Raw genomic sequence first — 19,847 nt, 5'->3', positions numbered from 1 at the left:
GAGACGGCGACCCCCTTGCGCACGCCACCAGTGCCGCAAGGGGGTCGCCTTCTTCGTCACCGGCGTCCGGCAGCCCACGCCGGCGACCCGCCGCTCAGCCGGTGGCCGTCACACCCCGGCCCGCGGCTCGCCTGGTGAAGGCGGGCCAGTGCGCCAGCGCCGCGGTGGCGCCGTACCAGGCCGCGAAGCCCGCGACCGCGCCGGCCCAGCCGCCGCCCCTGGCCAGCCCGTCGCTCCCCGGCGAACGAGGCGATCGCAGGGAGCAGCATCGACACGCACAGCAGCCCGTACGACGTCCTTGCCCACGGCGGGCTCCCTTCGTGCGCATGTGGTGCTGATTCCCAGCCACCCGTATCTACCCTTCACAAACGCACGATCCACCCTGTACCAGCGAGTAGCCTCGACGGTGGTCAAAACCTTACCGACAGGCCCCGACCTGCGAGAACGATGCTGCGCAAGGGACCGGTGCGCCCTCTGCGAGCTAGGGGATGACGATGACGGGGCGCTGCGCACGGCGAGCCAGCCGCCCGGCGACCGAGCCGAAAATGCGCCCCACGACACCATGGGTGGAGCCGACCACGATGGCGTCCGCCGCATACTCCCGGCCGACCTCCTCGAGTTCGCTGCAGATGTCGCCGCCGCGCTCGACGAGGATCCAGGGCACCTCGGAGAGGTAGTCCGCGCAGGCGAGTTCGAGTCCCAGCACCTCGGTGCGGTGGTCCGGGACATCGACGAAGACGGGCGGTTCGCAACCCGCCCACACCGTGGTGGGCAGACGGTTGGCGACATGCACGATGATCAGGCCCGAGCCGGAACGCCTGGCCATGCCGATCGCGTAGGCCAGCGCCCGCTCACTGGAGGTCGATCCATCGAAGCCGACCACGACACCGTGCCGGAAGGCGGGATCGCAGGAGCGGCGCGGCTCTTCCGCCGCCTGCAGATCCGACAGGGGGTCGGCGACCTGCTTGCGGTCCGCGGGTTCGGGAGTTTCGTGACCGGCCATCGGTTGTCTCGACGTTCAGATCCTCATGGGAGGGTGATGGTGGGTGGCGGAGCGCTGTCCGGGAATCATCTACCCGACCCCATACCCCAAGAGTACGGCGCCACTCCTTGCCTGCCCGGAGTCCGTCCTCGCCCGCCCAGCGCTCGGGCGTCCGCTCCCGGCGAGCCAGGGAACATGCGCCCCAGGGAGCATGCACGAGCACGCTCCGTATGGCAATGGCGCCTGCACCGCAGGGGCTTCGCCGGGCGGCCCCCGGCACCCCCGGCACCGCGGGTTCCCGACGGGGTGCCGGGGCGGGCGACCGGACACCGGAGACGGCCGCAGACCCGGCGAACCGCGGGAGGAAGTCCGCGGCGGTGACCGGACGGCCGCGCTGCTCGTTGGCCCCTCGCCGGTCTCAGGCACCCGCATCGGCGAACCCCCGCCACCCGAGGGCGAATCGGACTCGCCGCCGCCTGGGCGCGCCCCCTCCGCCCCCTGCCCGCCGCCCCGTTCCACACCGCCAACACGCCACCGCACCCGTCCCGTCCCGTCCCGTCCCGTCCCGTCCCGTCCTCAGGAGCTTCCATGCCCGCATACTCGGCCGCCCGCACCTTTGTTCCGCCCCCGGGCCGAACTCCCCCACGGGGCCGCCGCAGGGCGCGTCGGACGGCTGCCGCACACCGGGCAGCGGCCACCGCACCCGGCAGGCCGGCACCTCGCACAAGCGGCAACGACCCGGTCGGCCCCACCGAGCCCGCCATCCGTGGCACCCGTGACACCCGTGACACCCGTGACAGGTATGGCACCGGTGGCACCCGTGCCGTACCCACGGGTGGCACCGGTGACGGTCCCCAAGAGCACGCGGCCGTCTCCGCCCGCACGCCGGCGCACGACGCCGCGGCCGAAATGGTTCGATGGGCAACTTTCTGCTGCGCGGTCGTCCCGGCCGTTCTGGTGGCGTACGGCGCATCCGTCGGCGGCGCCATCGCGGCCGCGGCCGGCCTGGCCGCCGTGACCGGGGCCTGCAACGAGCTGATGCGCCGGTCCGCTCCGGCGCCTCCGCGCCCCGCCGGGCCGAGGGGGCGGCGGGGCGGAGGCCGCCGGGGAGGGGGCCGTCGAGCACGGCGCACCGCCCGGGACTGACGGATTCGCACGCACACACCCATACATTTTCGGCCAACTTCACCGCCCCGGGCCCCCCTTGGGGAAAAGGCCCGTCACCCCCCGTGCCACCTGCAAGGAAGCGGCCGTGTGCGCCCCGCGCACCCCATGGGGATGGGCCATGCACGCGTCGCGCACTTCCCTGCGCGGCCTCCGGATGCCACGCTTCGTGATCGAATGCTTTACGCCAAGTTGCCTTGTCGACAATGTGCCGATTCCGGAACTTGTCACGCCGGCACCACGGGACGCAGTAGATTCGATCATGAGTATCGAAGTCTGGGGACTCGTGCAGAACCGAGGGGAAACGTGCAGGAGCGACAGGCCCGACAAGAACGGGGAGACGCGAACACCGAGGGGGGCTTAGCGTCATGAGTCAGGACTCCGCCGCGCCGGAGGCTGTGAGGAAGCTGTCCGGGCGCCGCCGCAGGGAAGTGGTGGCAGTGCTGCTGTTCAGCGGCGGTCCCATCTTCGAGAGCTCCATTCCGCTCTCGGTGTTCGGAATCGACCGGCAGGACGCCGGAGTTCCTCGCTACCGGCTGCTCGTATGCGCCGGCGAGGAGGGCCCCCTGCGGACCACAGGGGGACTTGAACTCACCGCGCCCTACGGGCTGGAGGCGATCGGCAGAGCGGGCACGGTCGTCGTGCCGGCCTGGCGGTCCATCACCTCACCACCGCCGCCGGAGGCCCTGGAGGCCCTGCGACGCGCCCACGAGGAGGGCGCCCGCATCGTGGGGCTGTGCACCGGGGCGTTCGTACTGGCCGCCGCGGGGCTGCTGGACAGCCGCCCGGCGACCACACACTGGATGTACGCGCCGACGCTCGCCAAGCGCTATCCGTCGGTCCATGTGGACCCGCGGGAGCTCTTCGTCGACGACGGCGACGTCCTCACCTCCGCCGGCACGGCGGCCGGCATCGACCTCTGCCTGCACATCGTGCGGTCGGACCACGGGGCCGATGCCGCCGGAGCGCTGGCCCGCCGGCTGGTCGTCCCACCGCGGCGCAGCGGCGGTCAGGAGCGCTACCTCGACAGGTCTTTACCCGAGGAGATCGGCTCCGACCCGCTCGCCGAAGTCGTGGCCTGGGCACTGGAGCACCTCCACGAGCAGTTCGACGTGGAGACGCTGGCGGCCCGTGCGTATATGAGCAGACGGAACCTTCGACCGCAGGTTCCGCTCACTCACCGGAAGCGCTCCCCTGCAGTGGCTGATCACCCAGCGGGTGCTGCAGGCGCAGCGGCTGCTCGAGACCTCCGACTACTCGGTCGACGAGGTCGCGGGGCGTTGCGGCTTCCGCTCCCCGGTGGCGCTGCGCGGGCACTTCCGCCGCCAGCTGGGTTCCTCCCCGGCTGCGTACCGGGCGGCCTACCGGGCCAGACGCCCGGGGGGCGAGCCGGTGGCGTCCGCGGCCGAGCAGCCCGTCATGCCCGACCGGATGCCCCCGGGGCACACGAGAAGGCCTCAGGCCGCGATAGCCGCGTCCCACGGTTCCCCGGAACCGGCCAGGCCCGGCCCGGACGCCTACGCCCAGGGCCGCCCGGCGCTCCCCGGCCAGCGGAGTGCGCCATAGGGTAGGACGCATGAACGATCGCATGGTGTGGATCGACTGCGAGATGACCGGGCTCTCGCTGGCCGACGACGCACTCATCGAGGTGGCCGCGCTGGTCACCGACTCGGAACTGAACGTGCTCGGTGAAGGGGTGGACATCGTGATCCGCCCTCCGGACTCGGCGCTGGAGACCATGCCCGAGGTGGTGCGGCAGATGCACACCGCCTCGGGCCTCCTCGGCGAACTCGCGGCCGGGACCACCCTGGCCGACGCCGAGGAGCAGGTCCTCACCTACGTGCGTGAGCACGTCAAGGAACCGGGCAGGGCTCCGCTGTGCGGGAACTCGGTCGGTACCGACCGAGGCTTCCTGCTCCGCGACATGCCGAGGGTGGAGGAGTACCTCCATTACCGGATCGTCGATGTCTCCTCGGTCAAGGAGCTGGCCCGCCGCTGGTACCCGAGGGCGTACTTCAACAGTCCCGAGAAGAACGGCAACCACCGGGCGCTCGCCGACATCAGGGAATCGATCGCGGAGTTGCGCTACTACCGAGAGGCGATCTTCGTCCCGGATCCCGGCCCGGACTCGGACACCGCCAAGACGATCGCGGCGCGCCACGTGGTATCCGCGCCGCAGTGACCCGCGCAGGGCTGCGGGGCGTCGGCCGACGCCCCGCACGGGCCCGGGGGTCCGGACCGGGGCCGTGTGATCCAGCCCCCGGACCGGGGCAGGTGGGGGGTATGTATGCCTGCACCCGTTCCTGCGATGTCCCACCGGTCCCGGCCGCATCCCGGCGCGCCACGCCGGGGCGCCTCCTCGTCGGCGGCATCGTCGGCCGGGCCCACAAGGCACCGGGACGGCATCCGGGTGGAATCCCCCGCGGCCCGGTTCCGGACGTCCGGCACGCCCACGCCCACGCCTGGTAGGCGGCACCCCGGTACGCGGCGAGCCGTCCACGGCCTGTCTGAGGCGAGCACGCCGACCGCCTCCACCCGTCTGCGAGAACCCGGCACCCAGGCATTTCCCCTGCACCCGGCACCCCGGCACCCCGGCACCCCGGCCGCGCGACGCGCCCGCAGGCGGCCGGTCGCCCTCACACCCGGGCCCCCGCACGGGCCGACCGAGGCCCGGCGCAGGCGGCAGGCGACTCCCCGCCGCTGCGCCGGGGGACGTACGGAGCAGGCGCGGCCGGGCCGCACCTCCCACGTCGGGCGGAGTGCCCCGCGGTCCGTAAGGCCAGGCGGCGGGCCCTGTGCCGAACCGCCGGAAACACGGGCGCGAGCACCCTCTCGGACCCTGTACACTTTTTCTCGGCCGGTCGGAGGAACGACCGGTCGCGGTGGGTGTAGCTCAGCTGGTAGAGCACCTGGTTGTGGTCCAGGATGTCGCGGGTTCGAGTCCCGTCACTCACCCTGAACGATCGGCCGGTGACCTGGGGAAGCAGGTCACCGGCCGATCTTGTTTCGGATCGGCCCTGGTTCGGCCGGCCAAGGGCCGAACGCCCCGCTTCCGACCGGCGACGGCGGAGTCGACGGGGGCCGTCGGGAGCCCGGCGGTTACAGCAGGCCCGGCACGAGCGGGGGACTCAGCGGAAGACGGAGGACGGCGGTACCGGCGAGGGCTTGGCGGCCGCGTCGGTGACGGCGGCCGCGCCGCCGGCGAAGTCCGTGAGCGCCCTGCCGTACTCGACCCGTCCGGCGTGCGGGTCGCCCGCCACCCGGCGGGTCAGTTCCGCCACGGGCAGGGGCCGATCCGAGCCCGCCAGCACGGCGTTGCCGAAGCGGCGGCCGCGCAGTACGGCCGGGTCGGCGACGAGGGCGAGCTCGGGGAACACGGTCGCGGCCGTGGCGATCTGCCCGCGCAGATGGGCGAGCGGGTGGCCGTCCGCGAGATTGGCGGCGTAGGTCCCGCCGGGCTTCAGCACCCGGCGCACCTCCGCCAGGAACTCGGTGCTGGTGAGGTGCGCGGGGGTGCGCGCACCGCTGAAGACATCGGCGACGACGAGATCGGCCCAGCCGTCGGGAAGCCTGCCGAGCCCGGTCCGGGCGTCGACGGAGCGGACCCGTATCCGGGCACCCGGGTCGAGCGGCAGCCGGTCCCGGACGAGCGCTACGAGGCGTCCGTCCACCTCGACGATCTGCTGGGTGGAGCGCGGACGGGTCGCCGCGAGGTACCGCGCGAGGGTGAACGCGCCACCACCGAGGTGGACGGCGCGCAACGGCCGGCCCGCGGGTGCGGCGGTGTCGGCGACGTGACCGAGGCGGCGCTGGTACTCGAAGGTCAGCAGGGCCGGGTCGTCCAGGTCCACGTGGGACTGCGGGGCCCCGTCGATCAGCAGGGTCCAGCCGCGGGGCCGATCGCGGTCGGGGATCAGCTCGGCGAGCCCACCGTCCACGGCCTCGACCACCCCTTCCGCCGCCCCGGACCGACCGCGCTGCCTGTTTCTCGCCACCCGCTCATTATCGGCGGGCGCCGGGGCGGCCGCGTACACACGGTGCGGCGGATGCCCGCGGGGCGGACGGCCGCGGTCTTGCGCCCGCCCGCGTGGGGTCCGGCCCCGGCCGAATCGGCCGAGTGGGCCCGCTGCGAGGCCGATCCGGCGCCTTGCCGTGCACCGCAGCGCAGCGCAGCGCACGCCGCGCCGCTGCTGACGGGCAGACCCCGCCCGACGCGGCACTAGATACTGTCCGCGGCCTCGATCATGCGGGCCGCCTCGCCCAGGGCCTCGCGGAGTATCACCGGGTCGGTGAGCGGCACCTGGCCCGTGTCACCGGGGGGCAGCAGCCAGTCGGGGCCCGCCGGCGAGAGCCCCGCGGCAGGTTCCACCGGTCCCTCCGCGGAGGCACGGGGGATCCGGATGCCACGGCCCGACGTCTCCGTGCACGCACTCCCCGGCATGTCCCAGCCCGCGGCCGTACCGGGCGGCACCAGGAAGCCGAGGGTGTCCCCACTGCCGTCGTGGAGCACGGGGCCGACGACGGGGGCGCCGCCGCGGCGCAGGATGTCCACCGCCTCAAGGCCCTGCCGGGCGGGCACCGTCACCAGATCGCAGGGCCCCTCCGGCCCCCCGGGTCCCGGTACGTCCGGGCCGGGTGCCAGGCTGTGATCCTGGGTGGGCAGGTGCTGGGCACTCGTCCGTGAGCCACCGCTGGTCTCCATGCCGACCTCCAACAAGGGAACCCTCCTCGCCGAGCAGGGGCGCGCGCCGCGTCCCCGGGTGGTTCAACGCAGGCCGGCGTCAAGGGCTACGGCGGCACGCCGCCGCAAAGGGTGGCAGTTCATGGCAGATTGCGGGCGAGATGTCCCTTTTATAGTCAAACGCTGCATGGTGGCCCCGTCACAGCAGGTACGTTCTTCCTCCGCCGGAGCCAGGCGTCCCGCGTCCGGAACGACTCGGGAGGGCTCCGGGAGTGGCACAGGAGAGGGCTCGGCCATGGCGTCGTCACGGGCAGTTCCCAACCTCAGGTTCCGGCAGCTGCGGGGACAGCGCTCGCCCGGCGAGTTCGCCGCGCTGGTCCGTCGCGCGGCGCGGGAGATCGGCGAACAGGTGGCCTGTGACGCACGTTACGTCGGCCGGGTCGAGGCGGGTGAGATCCGCTGTCCCAACTATGCGTACGAGCGGGTCTTCGGCCATATGTTCCCCGGCCTGACGCTGGCGGATCTCGGGTTCTCCGCCCGCGAGGCGGTACGGGGCCGCGCGGCCCGCGGGCGGACGCCACGGGCCACGGAGCCGTACAGCACCACTGAAGGCACCGGCGGCACCGGCGGCACCGGCGCCCAGGGTGCTCACGGCTCTGGCAGCACCTTCAGCTTCTGCAGCACCAACAGCACCAACAGCGCCTTCAGCACCTTCAGCACCTTCAGACCCAACAGCACATTCAGCACCTACAGCGACGAGGAGAGCGACGTGCTGCGTCGCGCGTTCATCACCGGCGGAACCGCCACCGCGGCGGCCGCCTCCCTGGGGTTCGGGCCCCTGCCCGGCGCCGAAGCCCTGCTTTCCGGCCTGCCCCGGCAGCGGATCGGCACCTCTGAGGTGAGTGCCGTGGAGGCCGCGGTGCGGCAGATCCGGCTACTCGACGACCGGCACGGCGCCGACGGACTCTACCGGCGGGCCGCGCAGCCGCTCCGCGCCGCCTTCGCACTGCTGGACGCCGGTGCCACCACCCGCGGCTCGACCGCCGAGCGGCTGGCCGCGGGCGCGGGCGAACTCGCCATCTCCGTCGGCTGGCTCGCCCATGACTCGGGCCGGCTGCAGGACGCCCGCTCCCACTACGCCGAGGCACTGGCGACCGCACGCCTCGCCGGCGACGCGGCACTGGAGGCGCACGCCTTCTGCAACACCTCCTTCCTCGCCCGGGACGCCGGCCGGCACCGGGAAGCGGTGCGCGCCGCCCAGGCGGGGCAGCGCGCGTCGGGGCAGCTCGGTTCGGACCGGCTGCTGAGCCTGCTCTCCCTGCGTGAGGCGGGCGCCTGGGCCGGTCTGGGCGACCGCGCCGGCTGCGAGCGCGCGCTGTCGCGCGCCCATACGCTCTTCGGCCGGGGCCCTTCGGACTCGGACCCGGAGTGGATGTCCTTCTTCGGCGAGCCGGAACTCCAGGTGCTGGAGGCGCAGTGCTGGTCCGCGCTCGGCGACTGGGCTCGCGCCGCCCGCCACGCGCAGCGGGCCGCGGTGCTCCAGGACCCGCACTTCGCCCGCAACCTCGCGCTCTACCGGGCTCAGCTCGCCGCGGACCTCGCCCGCGCCGACGCCCCCGCCGAGGCGGCCGCGATGGGCGAGCGGGTGCTCGACGCCCTGGAGGGCGATGTCGAGTCCACCCGCATCCGGGCGATGCTCGCCGACACGGCGCGGGTGCTCGGACCGCGCCGGAGCGCGGCCGGTGTGGCGGCGTTCCTGGACCGCCATATGGCCGCAGCGGCGCCGCTGCGGGTCTGAGGGCGGTTCAGGTGCCGAGATGCCCGGTGTCGTTCCAGCGCTCGACCGCCGGGGCACCGTAGGCCCAGCCGAGTACGGAGAGACTGGCCGGGCTCAGCTTGATGCGGGCCGCGAAGGAGACGTCCTCACCGATCCAACGCGCGCACAGGACGCGCAGGATGTGGCCGTGCGCGAAGGCCAGCACGTCGCGGTCGGCCGAGCGCACGTACTCCACGATCCCGTCGGCGCGCCGGGAGAGTTCGGCCAGCGTCTCCCCGCGCGAGGGTGCGCCCGGCACCCCGACGGGGACGCCGTCCCGCCAGATGAACCAGTCGGGATCCGTCTCCTGGATCTCCGCCCGCGTCCTGCCCTCGTACGCTCCGTAGTCCCATTCCGTCAACGCGTCCCAGTCCCGCGCCCGGTCGCCGAATCCGGCGAGGTCGCAGGTCTCGCGCGCGCGTGAGAGCGGACTGGTACGCACCTCGGCGCCCGGGAGGCCGTCCCAGGGACGCCTGTGCAGCCGCTCCCCGAGGAGTTCCGCTCCGCGGCGGCCCTCGTCGAGCAGCGGGATGTCCGTCCGGCCGGTGTGCCGGCCGAGCAGAGACCATTCGGTCTGGCCGTGCCGGCCCAGCAGTATGCGCGGTGCCATGACTCCATCATCACCGCCGGTCGCGGTATGCGCCCGGCGGTCTCGCCCTCCGGGGCGGCCCGATTCCCCGGTGGTGGCGATATGCGGCCGGTGCGCCGCGGGGCGGCCCGAGGCGCCCGTCCGCTTCCTCCCGGGGCCCGGCCCCGGGAGCACCCGTGGGGGCTGCGGGTCCGCCGGGCCCGCGGGGGCCCGGCCTCCGCGCACGGAGTCCGCACCCTGAGGCCGGAGAGCCGCACCCCCGATCTGGGCGACCGCGCCCCCGGTGTCGGTGGCGGATGCAAGACTTCCGCGGGTGAGCACATCCCTCGACAGCGGACCTCCCCCGCAGGCGCAGGCGACCGCACTCCGGCGGCGTCTGGCCGCGCTGCGCGGGCCGTCCACCGCACCGCGTCCGCTCGACGCGCGGGCGCTGGCCGCCCTTGCCGCGAACCCCGGGTGCAGGCGGCGTGCGCTGCTGGACGGCGCGGGAGTGGACAAGGCGGCGCTCGCCCGGGCACTGGGTTCGCCCGCCGTCTTCGGCCAGTCCCAGTTCGCCTTCATGCGGGGCAACGCCTTCGAGGCGAGAGTCAAGGCCGAGGGCGGTGCAGCGCTGCTGAGGCTGCTCGGAGTGGCCGATCCGCAGGCGGCGCTCGTCCCCGATCTGGCGGCGGCCGGCCCGGAAGGGCGGGCGGCGCGCACCGCACTGGCCCTGCGCGAGGCCACACAAGCCGGGGCGTGGACGCTGCTGGACCATCCGATGCTGGCGCTTCAGGTCGCGGGATCACCCGTGTACCTCGAGCCGGACGCGGTCGTCGTGCACCCCGGCGGCCGGTGGACGGTCGTCGAGATCAAGTCCTTCCCGATGCTCGACGGCTCCGCAGACCCGTCCAAGGCCGGTGCGGCCGCCCGCCAGGCCGCGGTGTACGTACTGGCGCTGGAGCACATCGCTGCGGTGACGAAGGGCGCGTCGGTGGACCACTCCGTCCTGCTGGTCTGCCCCAAGGACTTCTCGAACCTGCCGACCGCGTCGGCCGTCGACGTGCGCAGGCAACTCTCCGTCACCCGGCGGCAGCTGGCGCGGCTGACCCGGGTCGGGGAGATCGCCTCGGCGCTGCCGGACGGGCTCGACTTCGACATGGAGTCCCGCTCGTCGGACGAGCTGGCGTCGGCGGTCGACTCGGTCCCCTCCGCCTACGCCCCGGAGTGCCTGTCCGCCTGTGAGCTCGCCTTCCACTGCCGCGAGCGGGCCCGTTCCACCGGCGCGGTCGAGGCCCTGGGCCGAGCGGTGCGGGGCGAACTGGGCGGGCTGAGCACGATCGCCGGGGTCCTGTCGGCGGCCCGCGGTGAATCCGGCGATCCGGACGACCCGGCGGTGGTGGCGCTGCGCCGTGCGGCGCGCCTCCGCGCGGAGGCGCTGGGCGGGAGGGCGACGGACGACGCCGTGAGGGGGCCGGGATGTCGCTGATCGGGGCGCTCGCCCGGCTGGAGGCGGTCGAGAGCGGGCGGGCACGGCCGCTGGCCACCGTGCGGCACCGGCATCTCTCCCCGCGTCCGATGGTGTTCGTCCCCCTCACCACCGCCGGTGAGGCGGGCGCCCCGCTCGGGGCGCTCGTGGGCACCGGCCGGGACGCGCCGCAGCTGCTCGCCGTCGCCCAGCCCCGGGACCGTGACCTGCGGTTCGCCTTCCTCTCCGAACTGGCGGAGGTGCTGCTTCCCTACCTCGACGGATACGCCGACGGCGTGGAGCCCGCCGAGCGCGGCGAGACGGACCCGGAGACCGGCAAACGCGTCAAGGTCGAGGTGGAGCTCTGCGCGGACGCCCCCCAGCTGATCGTGCCCAGTGGGCCCGGCATCGACTTCGTGCGCCTGCTCGGCCGGTCGATGCGGTTCCGGCGGACCGCGGAGCAGGACCCCGGCACGCCCTATCCCGCGCCCCCGCGCGTGCCGCTGCTCGGGCGCTGGCTGACGCACTACGGGGAGCGGGCGAGGGTGCCGGGCTCCTCGCTGCTGCTCGCGATGACGGATCTGCTGGGCCGGCACTGGGCCACCGGGCAGTCCCGTCTGGAGGACCGGCATCTGGGTGCGCTGCTTGCCTGGATCGCCCCGCCGGAGGGCGGATCCGGCGCCGAGGCGGCACTCCGGGCGGAGACGGAGCGCGACCGCGAGGGCCAGTTGGTGTGCCCGCCCGCCGGGCCCGCCACGGACCCGGCCTTCGACAACGGGCTCCTCGCGCCCGTGATGGAGAGATACGACCGGGCCCGCCAGGCGCTCGCGGCAGCCGCGGACGGAGCAGCGGCCGACGAGCAGCTGGCCCGGCTCACCTCGGCCGAGCGGGAGATCCGCTCGCTGCTCGAGGGAGTGCTGCGCCCCACGTGGGACGCGGTGTGGGACGGCGTCGACCTGCTGCTGGAGCTGCCCGAGGGCCCTCACGTCGCCGACCGGTGGAAGCGTGACCGCTGGTCGTTCACGGGGCACCGCGACCGGGTGCGGGCCGGTGAGCCCCCGCAGCCGCGCCGGGACGACGCGGTGACCGCCGCGCGGAAGCTCGCCGCGCGCGAGACCGCCCAGGCGCAGCTCGATGCGCAGGAGGCCCTCGACGATCCGCTGGTGCTGGCGGGGCGGCGGCTGGCGGGCGAGGCGTTCGTCGGCGTGGTCGCCGACGTCACGATGGCCTGGTCGGAGTCGAAACGGCCCTCGCCCCGGCCGCTGCTGACGCTGCGCACGCAGGACACCCCGCATCTGGGCTCCGGGGTGAAGGCCTACCGGTCGCTGGCGGGCCGACCGCAGTCCGCCGAGTTCGTGCGGTACGAGGAGGACGGCGCTTTGGTCCTGCGGCTGCTCGACCGGATGGGCCGGTCCAGGGACCCGGCGGAGGGATCCGTGCCGGACGTGGGCGAGTCCGTCGCCTGGACCCTGTTCGAACACGACCAGCGCGGCGGGCCGAAGCTGCCCGAGCCCGAGGACACGCCGTGGACGCACGGCGGTCCGCCGCGTACCGACGCCGAGAGCCCCGACGCCGTGACCCCGGAGGACCTGCTGTGACCGGGACCGTGATCCCGCTGTTCGACCCCGGCGCGGAGGCCGCCCGCGCCACCGCCGCCATCCTGGAGGACACCCTCACCGGGGACGCGCGCGGTGTCGTCGTGGACTCGCCCCCGGGCGCGGGAAAGTCCACGCTCGTGGTGCGCGCGGCGCTGGAACTCGCTGCGGCCGGGCGCCCGTTGATGATCGTGGCGCAGACCAACGCACAGGTGGACGATCTGGTGGTGCGGCTGGCGGAGAAGGAGCCGGGGCTGCCGGTCGGCCGGCTGCACAGCAACGACCCGGACCCGTACGACAGCGCGCTCGACGAACTCCCCGCGGTGCGGAAGTCGGCGAAGGCCGGCGACCTCGCCGGGCTGGACGTGGTGATCTCGACAGCCGCGAAGTGGGCGCACGTCCAGGGCGTGGAACCCTGGCGGCACGCCATCGTGGACGAGGCGTACCAGATGCGCTCGGACGCGCTGCTCGCCGTGGCCGGGCTGTTCGAGCGGGCGCTGTTCGTCGGCGACCCGGGTCAGCTCGACCCGTTCTCCGTGGTCGGGGCCGAGCAGTGGGCGGGGCTGTCGTACGACCCGTCGGCAAGTGCGGTGTCCACGCTGCTCGCCCACAATCCGGAGCTGCCGCAGCACCGGCTGCCCGTCTCCTGGCGGCTGCCGGCGTCGGCAGCGCCCCTGGTCTCCGCCGCGTTCTACCCGTACACGCCCTTTCGCAGCGGCACGGGCGCGGAAGACCGGCGGCTGACGTTCGGGGTCGCGTCGGACGGCTCGGGAGCCGACCGGGTGCTGGACGAGGCGGCCGAGTCCGGCTGGGGTCTGCTGGAACTCCCCGCCCGGCACACCCCGCGCACGGACCCGGAGGCGGTGCGGGCCGTGGCACGGGTGGTCCAGCGTGTGCTGGACCGCGGAGGGGCGTCGGTATCCGAGCGTTCCCCGGACCCGGTGCCGCTGACCGCGGACCGGGTCGCCGTCGGCACGGCCCACCGCGACCAGGCCGCCGCGGTGCGTTCGGCGCTCGCGGAGCGGGGCGTGACGGGCGTGGCGGTGGACACCGCCAACCGGCTCCAGGGCAGGGAGTTCGACGTCACGGTCGTGCTGCACCCCCTGTCGGGACGCCCGGACGCGACGGCCTTCCACCTGGAGACGGGACGCCTCTGCGTGCTGGCCTCCCGGCATCGCCACGCCTGCATCGTGGTGTGCCGGGCGGGTGTCGCCGAACTGCTGGACGGGCACCCGTCCACGGAGCCGGTGCAGCTCGGGGTGGCGGTGAAGTTCCCGGACGGGTGGGATGCAATGTTCACCACATACCTTCACCTGCTGGAGCACCGTGTGTCCTGGCGTCCCTGAGCTGCGATGACGCACAGGCAGTCAGTCCAGGGACGCCAACGCCCCCGCTATGAGAGCACGTGCAGCCGCTCCCCTGACGGCTTCCTGGGACAGCCGTTCGAAGGCTCGGCTGTACAGCGCTACCTGGCTGGGCTGCGTGAGGGTGGCGGCAGCGTCCAGAGTGTCCGCGTGCACCCTGGCGTCGTCGAAGATCGTGAAGGTGGGCATGGTCCACACGGCTCGTTGAGCTGAGAACGGGATGAGCCCCACGGCAACGTTCTGGAGATCCATGACCCCGAGCAGATGACCAAGCTGTGCCGCCATGGTCTCCGCGCTGCACAGCCGGTACCGCAACACCGACTCCTCCAGCACGAACGAGAACCGGCGTGCACCGTTGCCGAGCACCTCGTTACGCCTCATACGGGCCGCCACGGCATCGCTCACGTCGTCCGGAGTCCCCCGGAAGTGAGCGATGGAGGACAGCAGAGCGGCGGCGTATCCGGGTGTCTGGAGGAATCCGGGGATCACATCGGAGACGTAGACCCTGAATATCTTTGTTTGTTGGTACAGATCACCGGTGGACTCCTGCAATCGACGGAGACCGCTTCGCTGGAGTCGCCTCCACTGCACATGAGCATCTGCGGACTGTCTGTTGGCTGCGATCAGGTCGGGGGCTTGGTCATCAGCAGCGCAGGCTCGGCACCAGGCTTTGATGTCCGCATCGGAGGGAGGGGTTTTGGCGTTCTCGATCCGGGATGACTTTGACTCTGACCAGCCGCACCTGACGGCCAGCTCCCGCCCGCTGATCCCCGCGTCCTTCCGGATCTCACGCAGACGGCCGGCCAGTTCTTCACGGGCCTTCTGAACGCGTGAGGAGGGGTGTGGGGGCATGGAGCCGGCTTTCGTCAGATCTCGTACAGGTGGTGCGGGATCGCTCGCTCCCAGACCGCTTCGAAGGCGGCGGAGCACAGCTTCACGGCTTCCGGGTCCGCCGTGATCTCGTCTTCCACCACCACTCCATCACCTGAGAAGTGGTGCACCCGCAGCAGGGCGCCATCGAAGAGCCAGAAGTCATTGCCCGGCAGGGCGATGGTCGTAGCCCGTCGCCGTGGCAACCACCGCACTTCCTCACCCGCTGTGACGTTGGCGCGGGTGACGTAGTGCTCCCAACGGATGTAGTCCGATACAGGCTCGGAGACCACCCGGGCCCGACGGATCGCCACGCCCCGGGCCACGGTGTCCATGATCAACTGATCGTAGGAGTGCCACCAGGATTCGCGGTCCTCCCAGTTGATCCGTTCGCCCCGCTTCCATGCCTCGAACCGATCCGTTGTGGCGTAGGAGTCACGCAGCTCCAGGTGAACGGCGGACCGCTCGCACTGGCCAAGCAGCTCAGCGAAGCTGGGCACGCTCGACGGCATCACACGCCTCCCTGATCATCGGGATCATCCGGGCCGGAATCCTCACGATGGCTTCGCTGTCGGGTACCGAGCCGTTCGCGGGGCTGCTCGCCTCGCACTCCGCCTGAGTCTCGGTGCTCGGCTTCCACCCCTGCAACAGGATCTCCTGAGCTTCCGCGTCCGCCCACACGGTGGGGCAGTGGTCCCGGTCCGTGTCGGGGTCGATTCCAATGAACTCTACGGCCATGGCTGGCTCCCTGGTCTAGGTGCTTGCTCGGGCTTGCATCAGCTTCATTGAACTGTGGAGACAGCGTCAATAGCGCTATCGGGCATGCCAGTTGCTGTGCAAGCTCATGCAAGTTTGTGGAGCCCGACACTCGCCACTTCCTACCGTCGGCACATCCACGCGGAATCGATCGGGAGGGTGCGGTGCGATGGGCGAGAGCAAGGCGCAGGACACCGAAGCGGCTGATCGTCTGGGCAGCAGTGAGGCCCGACAGTTCCTCTCCCGCCTCTCCGGAGCATTCGGCGTAGACGGCGTGCTCATGGTGCAGAAGCACGCCCCTGGCCCCGAGGGCGCAGACCTGGCCCCCAGTTCGGCCTTGCACTGGCCCCGATGCGAGTGCGGGAGCGCGAAGTGTCCTGGCTTCAAGGCCCCGCCCATTAGGCCGACAGGGGGACTGAGCGGCAGGGTCGCAGAGGCCAACGCGCGGAGCCGTAGGGGTGGGCTGTGAGCATCAGAGCGGCCATGCGGTACGTAATGCACAGGAATACCGAGCACCCCGACACGACACAGACGTCACCTTCGAGGCCGCATGTCTGCACTGCAAGTGGACGGCCACGCCTTCCACTGACTCGGCATCCGTCGATGTGGAGTGCATGAGCCACACGGGCCGGTCCGGTCATGCCGGTTTCCGACGCATCAGGACCTCGTTCGCCATGGTCGTCCGCGCCGCGTAGAGCCCCTGCCGCAGTTGTGGGGGGACCCGAACTCCCACCCAGCATGGGCGGCGGTGCGGCGGTGGTCAGTCATGACCGCGATTAGTTGAGCAGGAAGGTGCAGTGATGCTGAACGGAAGTGATCTGTACGGGCTAGACATCAGCGGGGCTTCGTTCGTCCAGGCGTGCGACGGTCCCTGCACCGAGGGGTGCGTGACCCTGGCCCGCATCGGCGACGACGCCTGGGCCCTCGGTGACAGCAAGCGGCCGGACGCGCATCCGCTGCGGTTCACCACGGAGGAACTGGACGCGGCCGGAATCGATCCGGCGCGGTTCGGCCTGAACGTCTGATCCTCCGCCCTCCCCAACCGGTCCCCGGCCCACCCCTCCACAGGACCGGGGCCGGTTGGTCCCACGACCGCCAACACCGAACGGGAACGACTGTGCACCATCACGCTGTGGACCGGCCCGAAAGAGCGTTTCGACAACGAGGCCCTACGACGACCACCGCACCCTGAGCCTCCGCCGACACCGGTTTCCGATCAGGACGTACAGGCAGAGCGGCTACTCAAGCGCTACCGGGACGTGGTCGTAGAGTTCCCCACCGCCGATCTTCCGCCGATCGAAACGGCGTACTGGCTCATCAAGCCCCGATCTCTCGTTCGCGGCACCTGGGAGGAGGCCAAGGAAGCCGCGGCCTGGCTCGGTGAGCGGCTGGCCGAGCACGCCCCTCGGTCTACACGACCCAATACCAGGACAGGATCACCTACCGGAAGACGTACACCAACTTCAGTTTCTCCGAGACTTCATGGTGGACGACGACCCACCGAAGGATCTACGTCTATTCGTCGAGGATCTACTGGGGTTACTGATCATCACCGGCTGCCTGGCCCACCGGGCCGGGCAGCCACCCTCTCCCTTCAAACCGCACCAGTAGGAGACCCGTGTGCCCAGATCCTCTGCCGGCGTCGCACTGATGTCGGTCGGCGCTGTAGCCACCGTGGCCGGAGCTCTCATGTTCGTCCTTCCGGGCCCTGGCTTCCCCATCCTCATTCTGGGTCTGGCACTCATGGCCGCAGGAGCTGCCCTACGGATCGCCGACAGAAGGTGAACAAGTGACCGCGCCGGGCTCGGCGCACGAGGACACCCCGGGTGCCGGGTGCCGGCGCGGGACGGCGGGACCGTGCCGCCGGGACCCGCCCCCTTGTGCGGGGCGGGACAATGGGGTGGTCCGGAAGCACGAGGAGGAGACGCGCATGGCGGAGTCGTCGGAGTGGAGCGAGCGGCGGGTACGGCCTTCGCCGCTGCTCTTCGAGCCTGCGGAGGTTGCCTCCGATCCGGAGCACTTCTTCGATCTGGAGTCGATCGAGGACCCCCGGGAGCTGCTTTCCCGTGCGACGGAACTCAGCCAGGCGTTCCAGGCCGCGACGGACCGGGCCCTGGAGTACCAGGCGATCGCCGCCGCGCAGCTCGCCGACCCGCGCCGCTTCGACCGGCTGACACCGGCGGAGATCGCGCGCAGGGCGGAGTGGAGCGAGGACTACGCCAAGCGCATGATCGACTTCGGCCGCGATCTGCTGCGGGGGCCCGACCCGAGGCCCGCGCCCCGGCCGTAGGTGTCACCCTCCGGCGGCGGCAGGGCAGGGTACCCCCTCCTGCCGCCCCCTGTCCCCGCTTTCGGCAACTCACAGAAAGCCGACGATTACTCCGCGTACACATGGTCCTCATGGGCAATCGGCCGCGAGACGACACCAGCGCCGCCAGGCGCAGTCCCGACCTCCATGAGGAGCGGCGGCGGGACCTCCTGGCCTCCCCGAGGGGGGACGGAGCGCACCACACCTCCCGGATCACCGCGCCCGGCGCGGACTGGCTCATGTCCGTCGGCGCGGATCCGCGGTCCGCACCGGCCCCGCGGGAGTCACGGCCGTCCGGACCCTTCGCCGTGCCCTGCGGCGGGGGCGTCTTCGACGTGGTGAACGTCCCCGCGATGTTCGGGCGGCGGATGCTGGACCGGCTGTGGTCGCAGGGCCCGGGGTCGGGGCCGGCCGCCTACCACCGGGGCCGGACGCTGCTGTTCGCCGCCCCGGGCACGGCCCAGCGGCTGCCGAGCCTGCTGAAGTGGGAGGAGTGGAGCGGCGCCGTGCCGCCCCTGCTCTGCCACGGCACGGGCGACGCGATCACCGTTCCACCGCTCGGCCCGGCGCCACCGGGCGGCGCCGGGCCCCGGTGGATCGTCGCTCCCGACACCCGGCACCCGTGGCTCCCGGGGCCCGAGGTCCTGCTCTGGGCCTGTGTGCGGGCGGCCCGCACCCCTTCGGCTGCGACGGTGCGTATATCGATTTTTCCTCCCGCCGACCAGGATGCTAAGGTCTACGACGTCAGCGGGCGCCGCTAGCTCAGTTGGTTAGAGCAGCTGACTCTTAATCAGCGGGTCCGGGGTTCGAGTCCCTGGCGGCGCACAGACGGAGAAGGCCCCTCGCGCAAGCGGGGGGCTTTCTCGTCGCCTCGCACCGCCTCGCACCGCCTCGCACGCAGCGGCTCACCGCACCGGCGTGATCTTGATCTTCCACGCTCCCGTCCGGGCGCGGTCCGCCACCTCGACCCGCACCCGCTCGCCCGGGACGGTGAAGGACTCCCCCACGCCGAGCGGTGCGTCCGCCAGCTGCGGATAGACCGAGCGGCCCCAGCACGCCCCGCTCCCCGGATGGGTGTCGATCACCTCGACCGGGCCGGCGCCGGACGCCTGCTCGTTCCTCACCCGGTAAAGCAGCACGCCCTCCCTGCAGGTGTCCCGGTCATTGCCCGTTGCGCCGCGGGCCTCGATGGCCAGCGCGCTGTGCTGCCCGGTCCTGACGACCGCGAGCCTGGTGCCCTCGGGGCGCCCGGGCACGGGGGCCGCCGCCAGCGGCTCCAGCTCGAGCACCCGGTCGGCGGGCCCGGTGACGCACCGGACCTGGCTCTCGTCCAGCCATCCCAGCTTCCACTTGTGCCACCCGAGGAGCTCGGGGGCCAGCCCGAACTGGCTGCCCATCACGTCCCAGTCCCCCACGTGGGTGTCCCAGTCGCCCTTGCCGTCCGCGGGCCGGTGGTAGAGGTCCGGCAGGTCGAAGACGTGCCCGGTCTCATGCGCCAGGACATGGCGGTCCGGAGGGTGCCGCTCGAACACCGTGACGGCCCGCTTCAGCTCGGCGCCGTCGGCCTGCGTCGCCCGCTCGAAATTGACCACCTTCGTCGCGTCGGAGTCCACGCCGGGGGCGTCCGGGTCGGCGACCAGATAGATGACGTCGTAGCGGGAGAAGTCCACCAGGGGGTCCACGACGGAGACCGCGTCCCTCAGGTAGGCGGCCCGCAGCCCGGCGTCCCAGTCCCGCTTTATGCGGTACTCGGTCGACGGCCTCGGCATCCGGATCCACCGGCGCACGGGGTGCGGGCGGAGCAGGAACCTTCCATACGAGGCGTTGCGGAAGAAGTCGCTGGTCGCGGGGAAGTGGTCGGCGACCAGGTCGTCCGGCGTCGTCAGGGGGGTGGAGTCGGGGAAGGACAGGAAGACCATGACGGCGTCGACGGCCCGGTCGGGCCGGGGGTAGGCGGAGTTCCAGCTGTCCAGTCCCAGCGAATGGTGCGCCGCGGTCCTGGCCAGTGCGCAGCCGCGCGGGGAGGGGTCGGCGGAGGCGGGGCCGGCGGCGAAGGTGGTCGCAGCGAGGGCCACCAGGGAGGTGAAGGCCGCGGCGCCGGCGCGCAGACTCGACCGCTCCACTCCTTTGGGTGAATCCTCCAGCGCCTGCTGACCCTCCACGTGGACCTCCGGCTGCGGAATGCGGGACATCCCACCCAGCTTGTGGGCTTTTATGATGATTCGCACTGTTCCGCTGCGCCGGTCGGGTGAGCAGCCCCCGACACCCCGGTGATCGG

Annotated in this window: 17 protein-coding genes, 2 tRNA genes and 3 pseudogenes; 13 read left to right on the top strand and 9 right to left on the bottom strand. The window is 72.4% G+C overall.

Annotation, left to right across the window (positions count from 1 at the left end):
- Window positions 1–94: 94 nt before the first annotated feature.
- Window positions 95–293, bottom strand: a pseudogene (locus SCWH03_RS28720) (GPR1/FUN34/YaaH family transporter); the annotation flags it as partial.
- A gap of 188 nt (window positions 294–481) precedes the next feature.
- Window positions 482–1,003 carry a universal stress protein gene (locus SCWH03_RS00835; RefSeq protein ID WP_173260568.1) on the bottom strand — a complete coding sequence of 174 codons (522 nt, stop codon included), beginning with the start codon at window positions 1,001–1,003 and terminating at the stop codon, window positions 482–484.
- Window positions 1,004–2,514: 1,511 nt separating this feature from the next.
- On the opposite strand from SCWH03_RS00835, the pseudogene SCWH03_RS00830 reads away from it, so the two are divergent.
- The 3 genes and pseudogenes from SCWH03_RS00830 (at window position 2,515) to SCWH03_RS00820 (ending at window position 5,101) form a co-directional block, all read left to right on the top strand.
- Window positions 2,515–3,712 (top strand): annotated as a pseudogene (locus tag SCWH03_RS00830) (helix-turn-helix domain-containing protein).
- A 10-nt stretch (window positions 3,713–3,722) separates the two neighbouring features.
- Window positions 3,723–4,328: an oligoribonuclease gene (gene orn / locus SCWH03_RS00825; protein ID WP_173260566.1), complete on the top strand. Its 606-nt coding sequence runs from the start codon at window positions 3,723–3,725 to the stop codon at window positions 4,326–4,328.
- Between the two features lie 700 nt (window positions 4,329–5,028).
- Window positions 5,029–5,101, top strand: a tRNA-His gene (locus SCWH03_RS00820).
- A gap of 173 nt (window positions 5,102–5,274) precedes the next feature.
- Here SCWH03_RS00820 and SCWH03_RS00815 read toward each other — a convergent pair.
- Window positions 5,275–6,141, bottom strand: a complete 867-nt coding sequence (locus tag SCWH03_RS00815; RefSeq protein ID WP_173260564.1) for a spermidine synthase — start codon at window positions 6,139–6,141, stop codon at window positions 5,275–5,277.
- Between the two features lie 224 nt (window positions 6,142–6,365).
- On the bottom strand, window positions 6,366–6,848 hold the full coding sequence (locus tag SCWH03_RS00810; RefSeq protein WP_173261345.1) for a hypothetical protein: 483 nt from the start codon (window positions 6,846–6,848) through the stop codon (window positions 6,366–6,368).
- A 274-nt stretch (window positions 6,849–7,122) separates the two neighbouring features.
- Here SCWH03_RS00810 and SCWH03_RS00805 point away from each other — a divergent pair, with 274 nt between their 5' ends.
- Complete coding sequence (locus SCWH03_RS00805) at window positions 7,123–8,625, top strand: NsdA family TPR-like regulatory protein (RefSeq protein WP_173260563.1); 1,503 nt, start codon at window positions 7,123–7,125, stop codon at window positions 8,623–8,625.
- A 7-nt stretch (window positions 8,626–8,632) separates the two neighbouring features.
- On the opposite strand, the gene SCWH03_RS00800 is transcribed toward SCWH03_RS00805, so the two are convergent.
- Entirely contained in the window at window positions 8,633–9,253 is a 621-nt protein-coding gene (locus tag SCWH03_RS00800) for a histidine phosphatase family protein (RefSeq protein ID WP_173260561.1), read from the bottom strand.
- A 292-nt stretch (window positions 9,254–9,545) separates the two neighbouring features.
- On the opposite strand from SCWH03_RS00800, the gene SCWH03_RS00795 reads away from it, so the two are divergent.
- From SCWH03_RS00795 to SCWH03_RS00785, 3 genes are read left to right on the top strand one after another with little or no spacing between them, the layout of a single operon-like run.
- Window positions 9,546–10,697, top strand: coding sequence for a hypothetical protein (locus SCWH03_RS00795; protein WP_173260559.1), 1,152 nt, complete (start codon window positions 9,546–9,548; stop codon window positions 10,695–10,697).
- On the top strand, window positions 10,688–12,274 hold the full coding sequence (locus SCWH03_RS00790) for a hypothetical protein (protein ID WP_173260557.1): 1,587 nt from the start codon (window positions 10,688–10,690) through the stop codon (window positions 12,272–12,274). Before SCWH03_RS00795 ends, SCWH03_RS00790 begins: the two co-directional genes overlap by 10 nt.
- An 8-nt stretch (window positions 12,275–12,282) precedes the next feature.
- On the top strand, window positions 12,283–13,617 hold the full coding sequence (locus SCWH03_RS00785; protein ID WP_173261343.1) for an AAA domain-containing protein: 1,335 nt from the start codon (window positions 12,283–12,285) through the stop codon (window positions 13,615–13,617).
- Window positions 13,618–13,638: 21 nt separating this feature from the next.
- Here the strand turns inward: SCWH03_RS00785 and SCWH03_RS00780 are convergent, their stop codons facing one another.
- Genes SCWH03_RS00780 through SCWH03_RS00770 form a run of 3 tightly spaced genes read right to left on the bottom strand, consistent with a single transcriptional unit; the run spans window position 13,639 to window position 15,243 of the window.
- Window positions 13,639–14,487 carry a helix-turn-helix domain-containing protein gene (locus tag SCWH03_RS00780; protein WP_173260555.1) on the bottom strand — a complete coding sequence of 283 codons (849 nt, stop codon included), beginning with the start codon at window positions 14,485–14,487 and terminating at the stop codon, window positions 13,639–13,641.
- Window positions 14,488–14,501: 14 nt separating this feature from the next.
- Window positions 14,502–15,017: a DUF6879 family protein gene (locus tag SCWH03_RS00775; RefSeq protein ID WP_173260553.1), complete on the bottom strand. Its 516-nt coding sequence runs from the start codon at window positions 15,015–15,017 to the stop codon at window positions 14,502–14,504.
- Window positions 14,989–15,243, bottom strand: coding sequence for a hypothetical protein (locus SCWH03_RS00770; RefSeq protein ID WP_030347680.1), 255 nt, complete (start codon window positions 15,241–15,243; stop codon window positions 14,989–14,991). Before SCWH03_RS00770 ends, SCWH03_RS00775 begins: the two co-directional genes overlap by 29 nt.
- Before the next feature lie 476 nt (window positions 15,244–15,719).
- Here SCWH03_RS00770 and SCWH03_RS30045 point away from each other — a divergent pair, with 476 nt between their 5' ends.
- The 6 genes and pseudogenes from SCWH03_RS30045 (at window position 15,720) to SCWH03_RS00750 (ending at window position 18,394) form a co-directional block, all read left to right on the top strand.
- Entirely contained in the window at window positions 15,720–15,956 is a 237-nt protein-coding gene (locus tag SCWH03_RS30045; RefSeq protein WP_443098651.1) for a DUF7848 domain-containing protein, read from the top strand.
- A gap of 105 nt (window positions 15,957–16,061) precedes the next feature.
- Window positions 16,062–16,286 carry a DUF397 domain-containing protein gene (locus SCWH03_RS00765; protein ID WP_173260551.1) on the top strand — a complete coding sequence of 75 codons (225 nt, stop codon included), beginning with the start codon at window positions 16,062–16,064 and terminating at the stop codon, window positions 16,284–16,286.
- A 90-nt stretch (window positions 16,287–16,376) separates the two neighbouring features.
- A pseudogene (locus tag SCWH03_RS28715) lies at window positions 16,377–16,670 on the top strand (hypothetical protein); the annotation flags it as partial.
- A 521-nt stretch (window positions 16,671–17,191) separates the two neighbouring features.
- Window positions 17,192–17,551, top strand: a complete 360-nt coding sequence (locus SCWH03_RS00760; protein ID WP_173260549.1) for a DUF8844 domain-containing protein — start codon at window positions 17,192–17,194, stop codon at window positions 17,549–17,551.
- Between the two features lie 257 nt (window positions 17,552–17,808).
- A complete protein-coding gene (locus tag SCWH03_RS00755) occupies window positions 17,809–18,330 on the top strand; it encodes a hypothetical protein (protein ID WP_254076516.1) in 522 nt (173 codons plus the stop codon).
- Window positions 18,321–18,394: transfer RNA gene (locus tag SCWH03_RS00750), tRNA-Lys, on the top strand. Before SCWH03_RS00755 ends, SCWH03_RS00750 begins: the two co-directional genes overlap by 10 nt.
- Window positions 18,395–18,474: 80 nt before the next feature.
- Here SCWH03_RS00750 and SCWH03_RS00745 read toward each other — a convergent pair.
- Window positions 18,475–19,761: a M6 family metalloprotease domain-containing protein gene (locus SCWH03_RS00745; RefSeq protein ID WP_173260547.1), complete on the bottom strand. Its 1,287-nt coding sequence runs from the start codon at window positions 19,759–19,761 to the stop codon at window positions 18,475–18,477.
- Window positions 19,762–19,847: the final 86 nt, after the last annotated feature.

Source organism: Streptomyces pacificus (assembly GCF_011766325.1).
Taxonomy (GTDB): Bacteria; Actinomycetota; Actinomycetes; order Streptomycetales; family Streptomycetaceae; genus Streptomyces; species Streptomyces pacificus.
The sequence above is the reverse complement of the archived record's forward strand: the minus strand, read 5'-3'. Positions and strand labels throughout refer to the sequence as shown.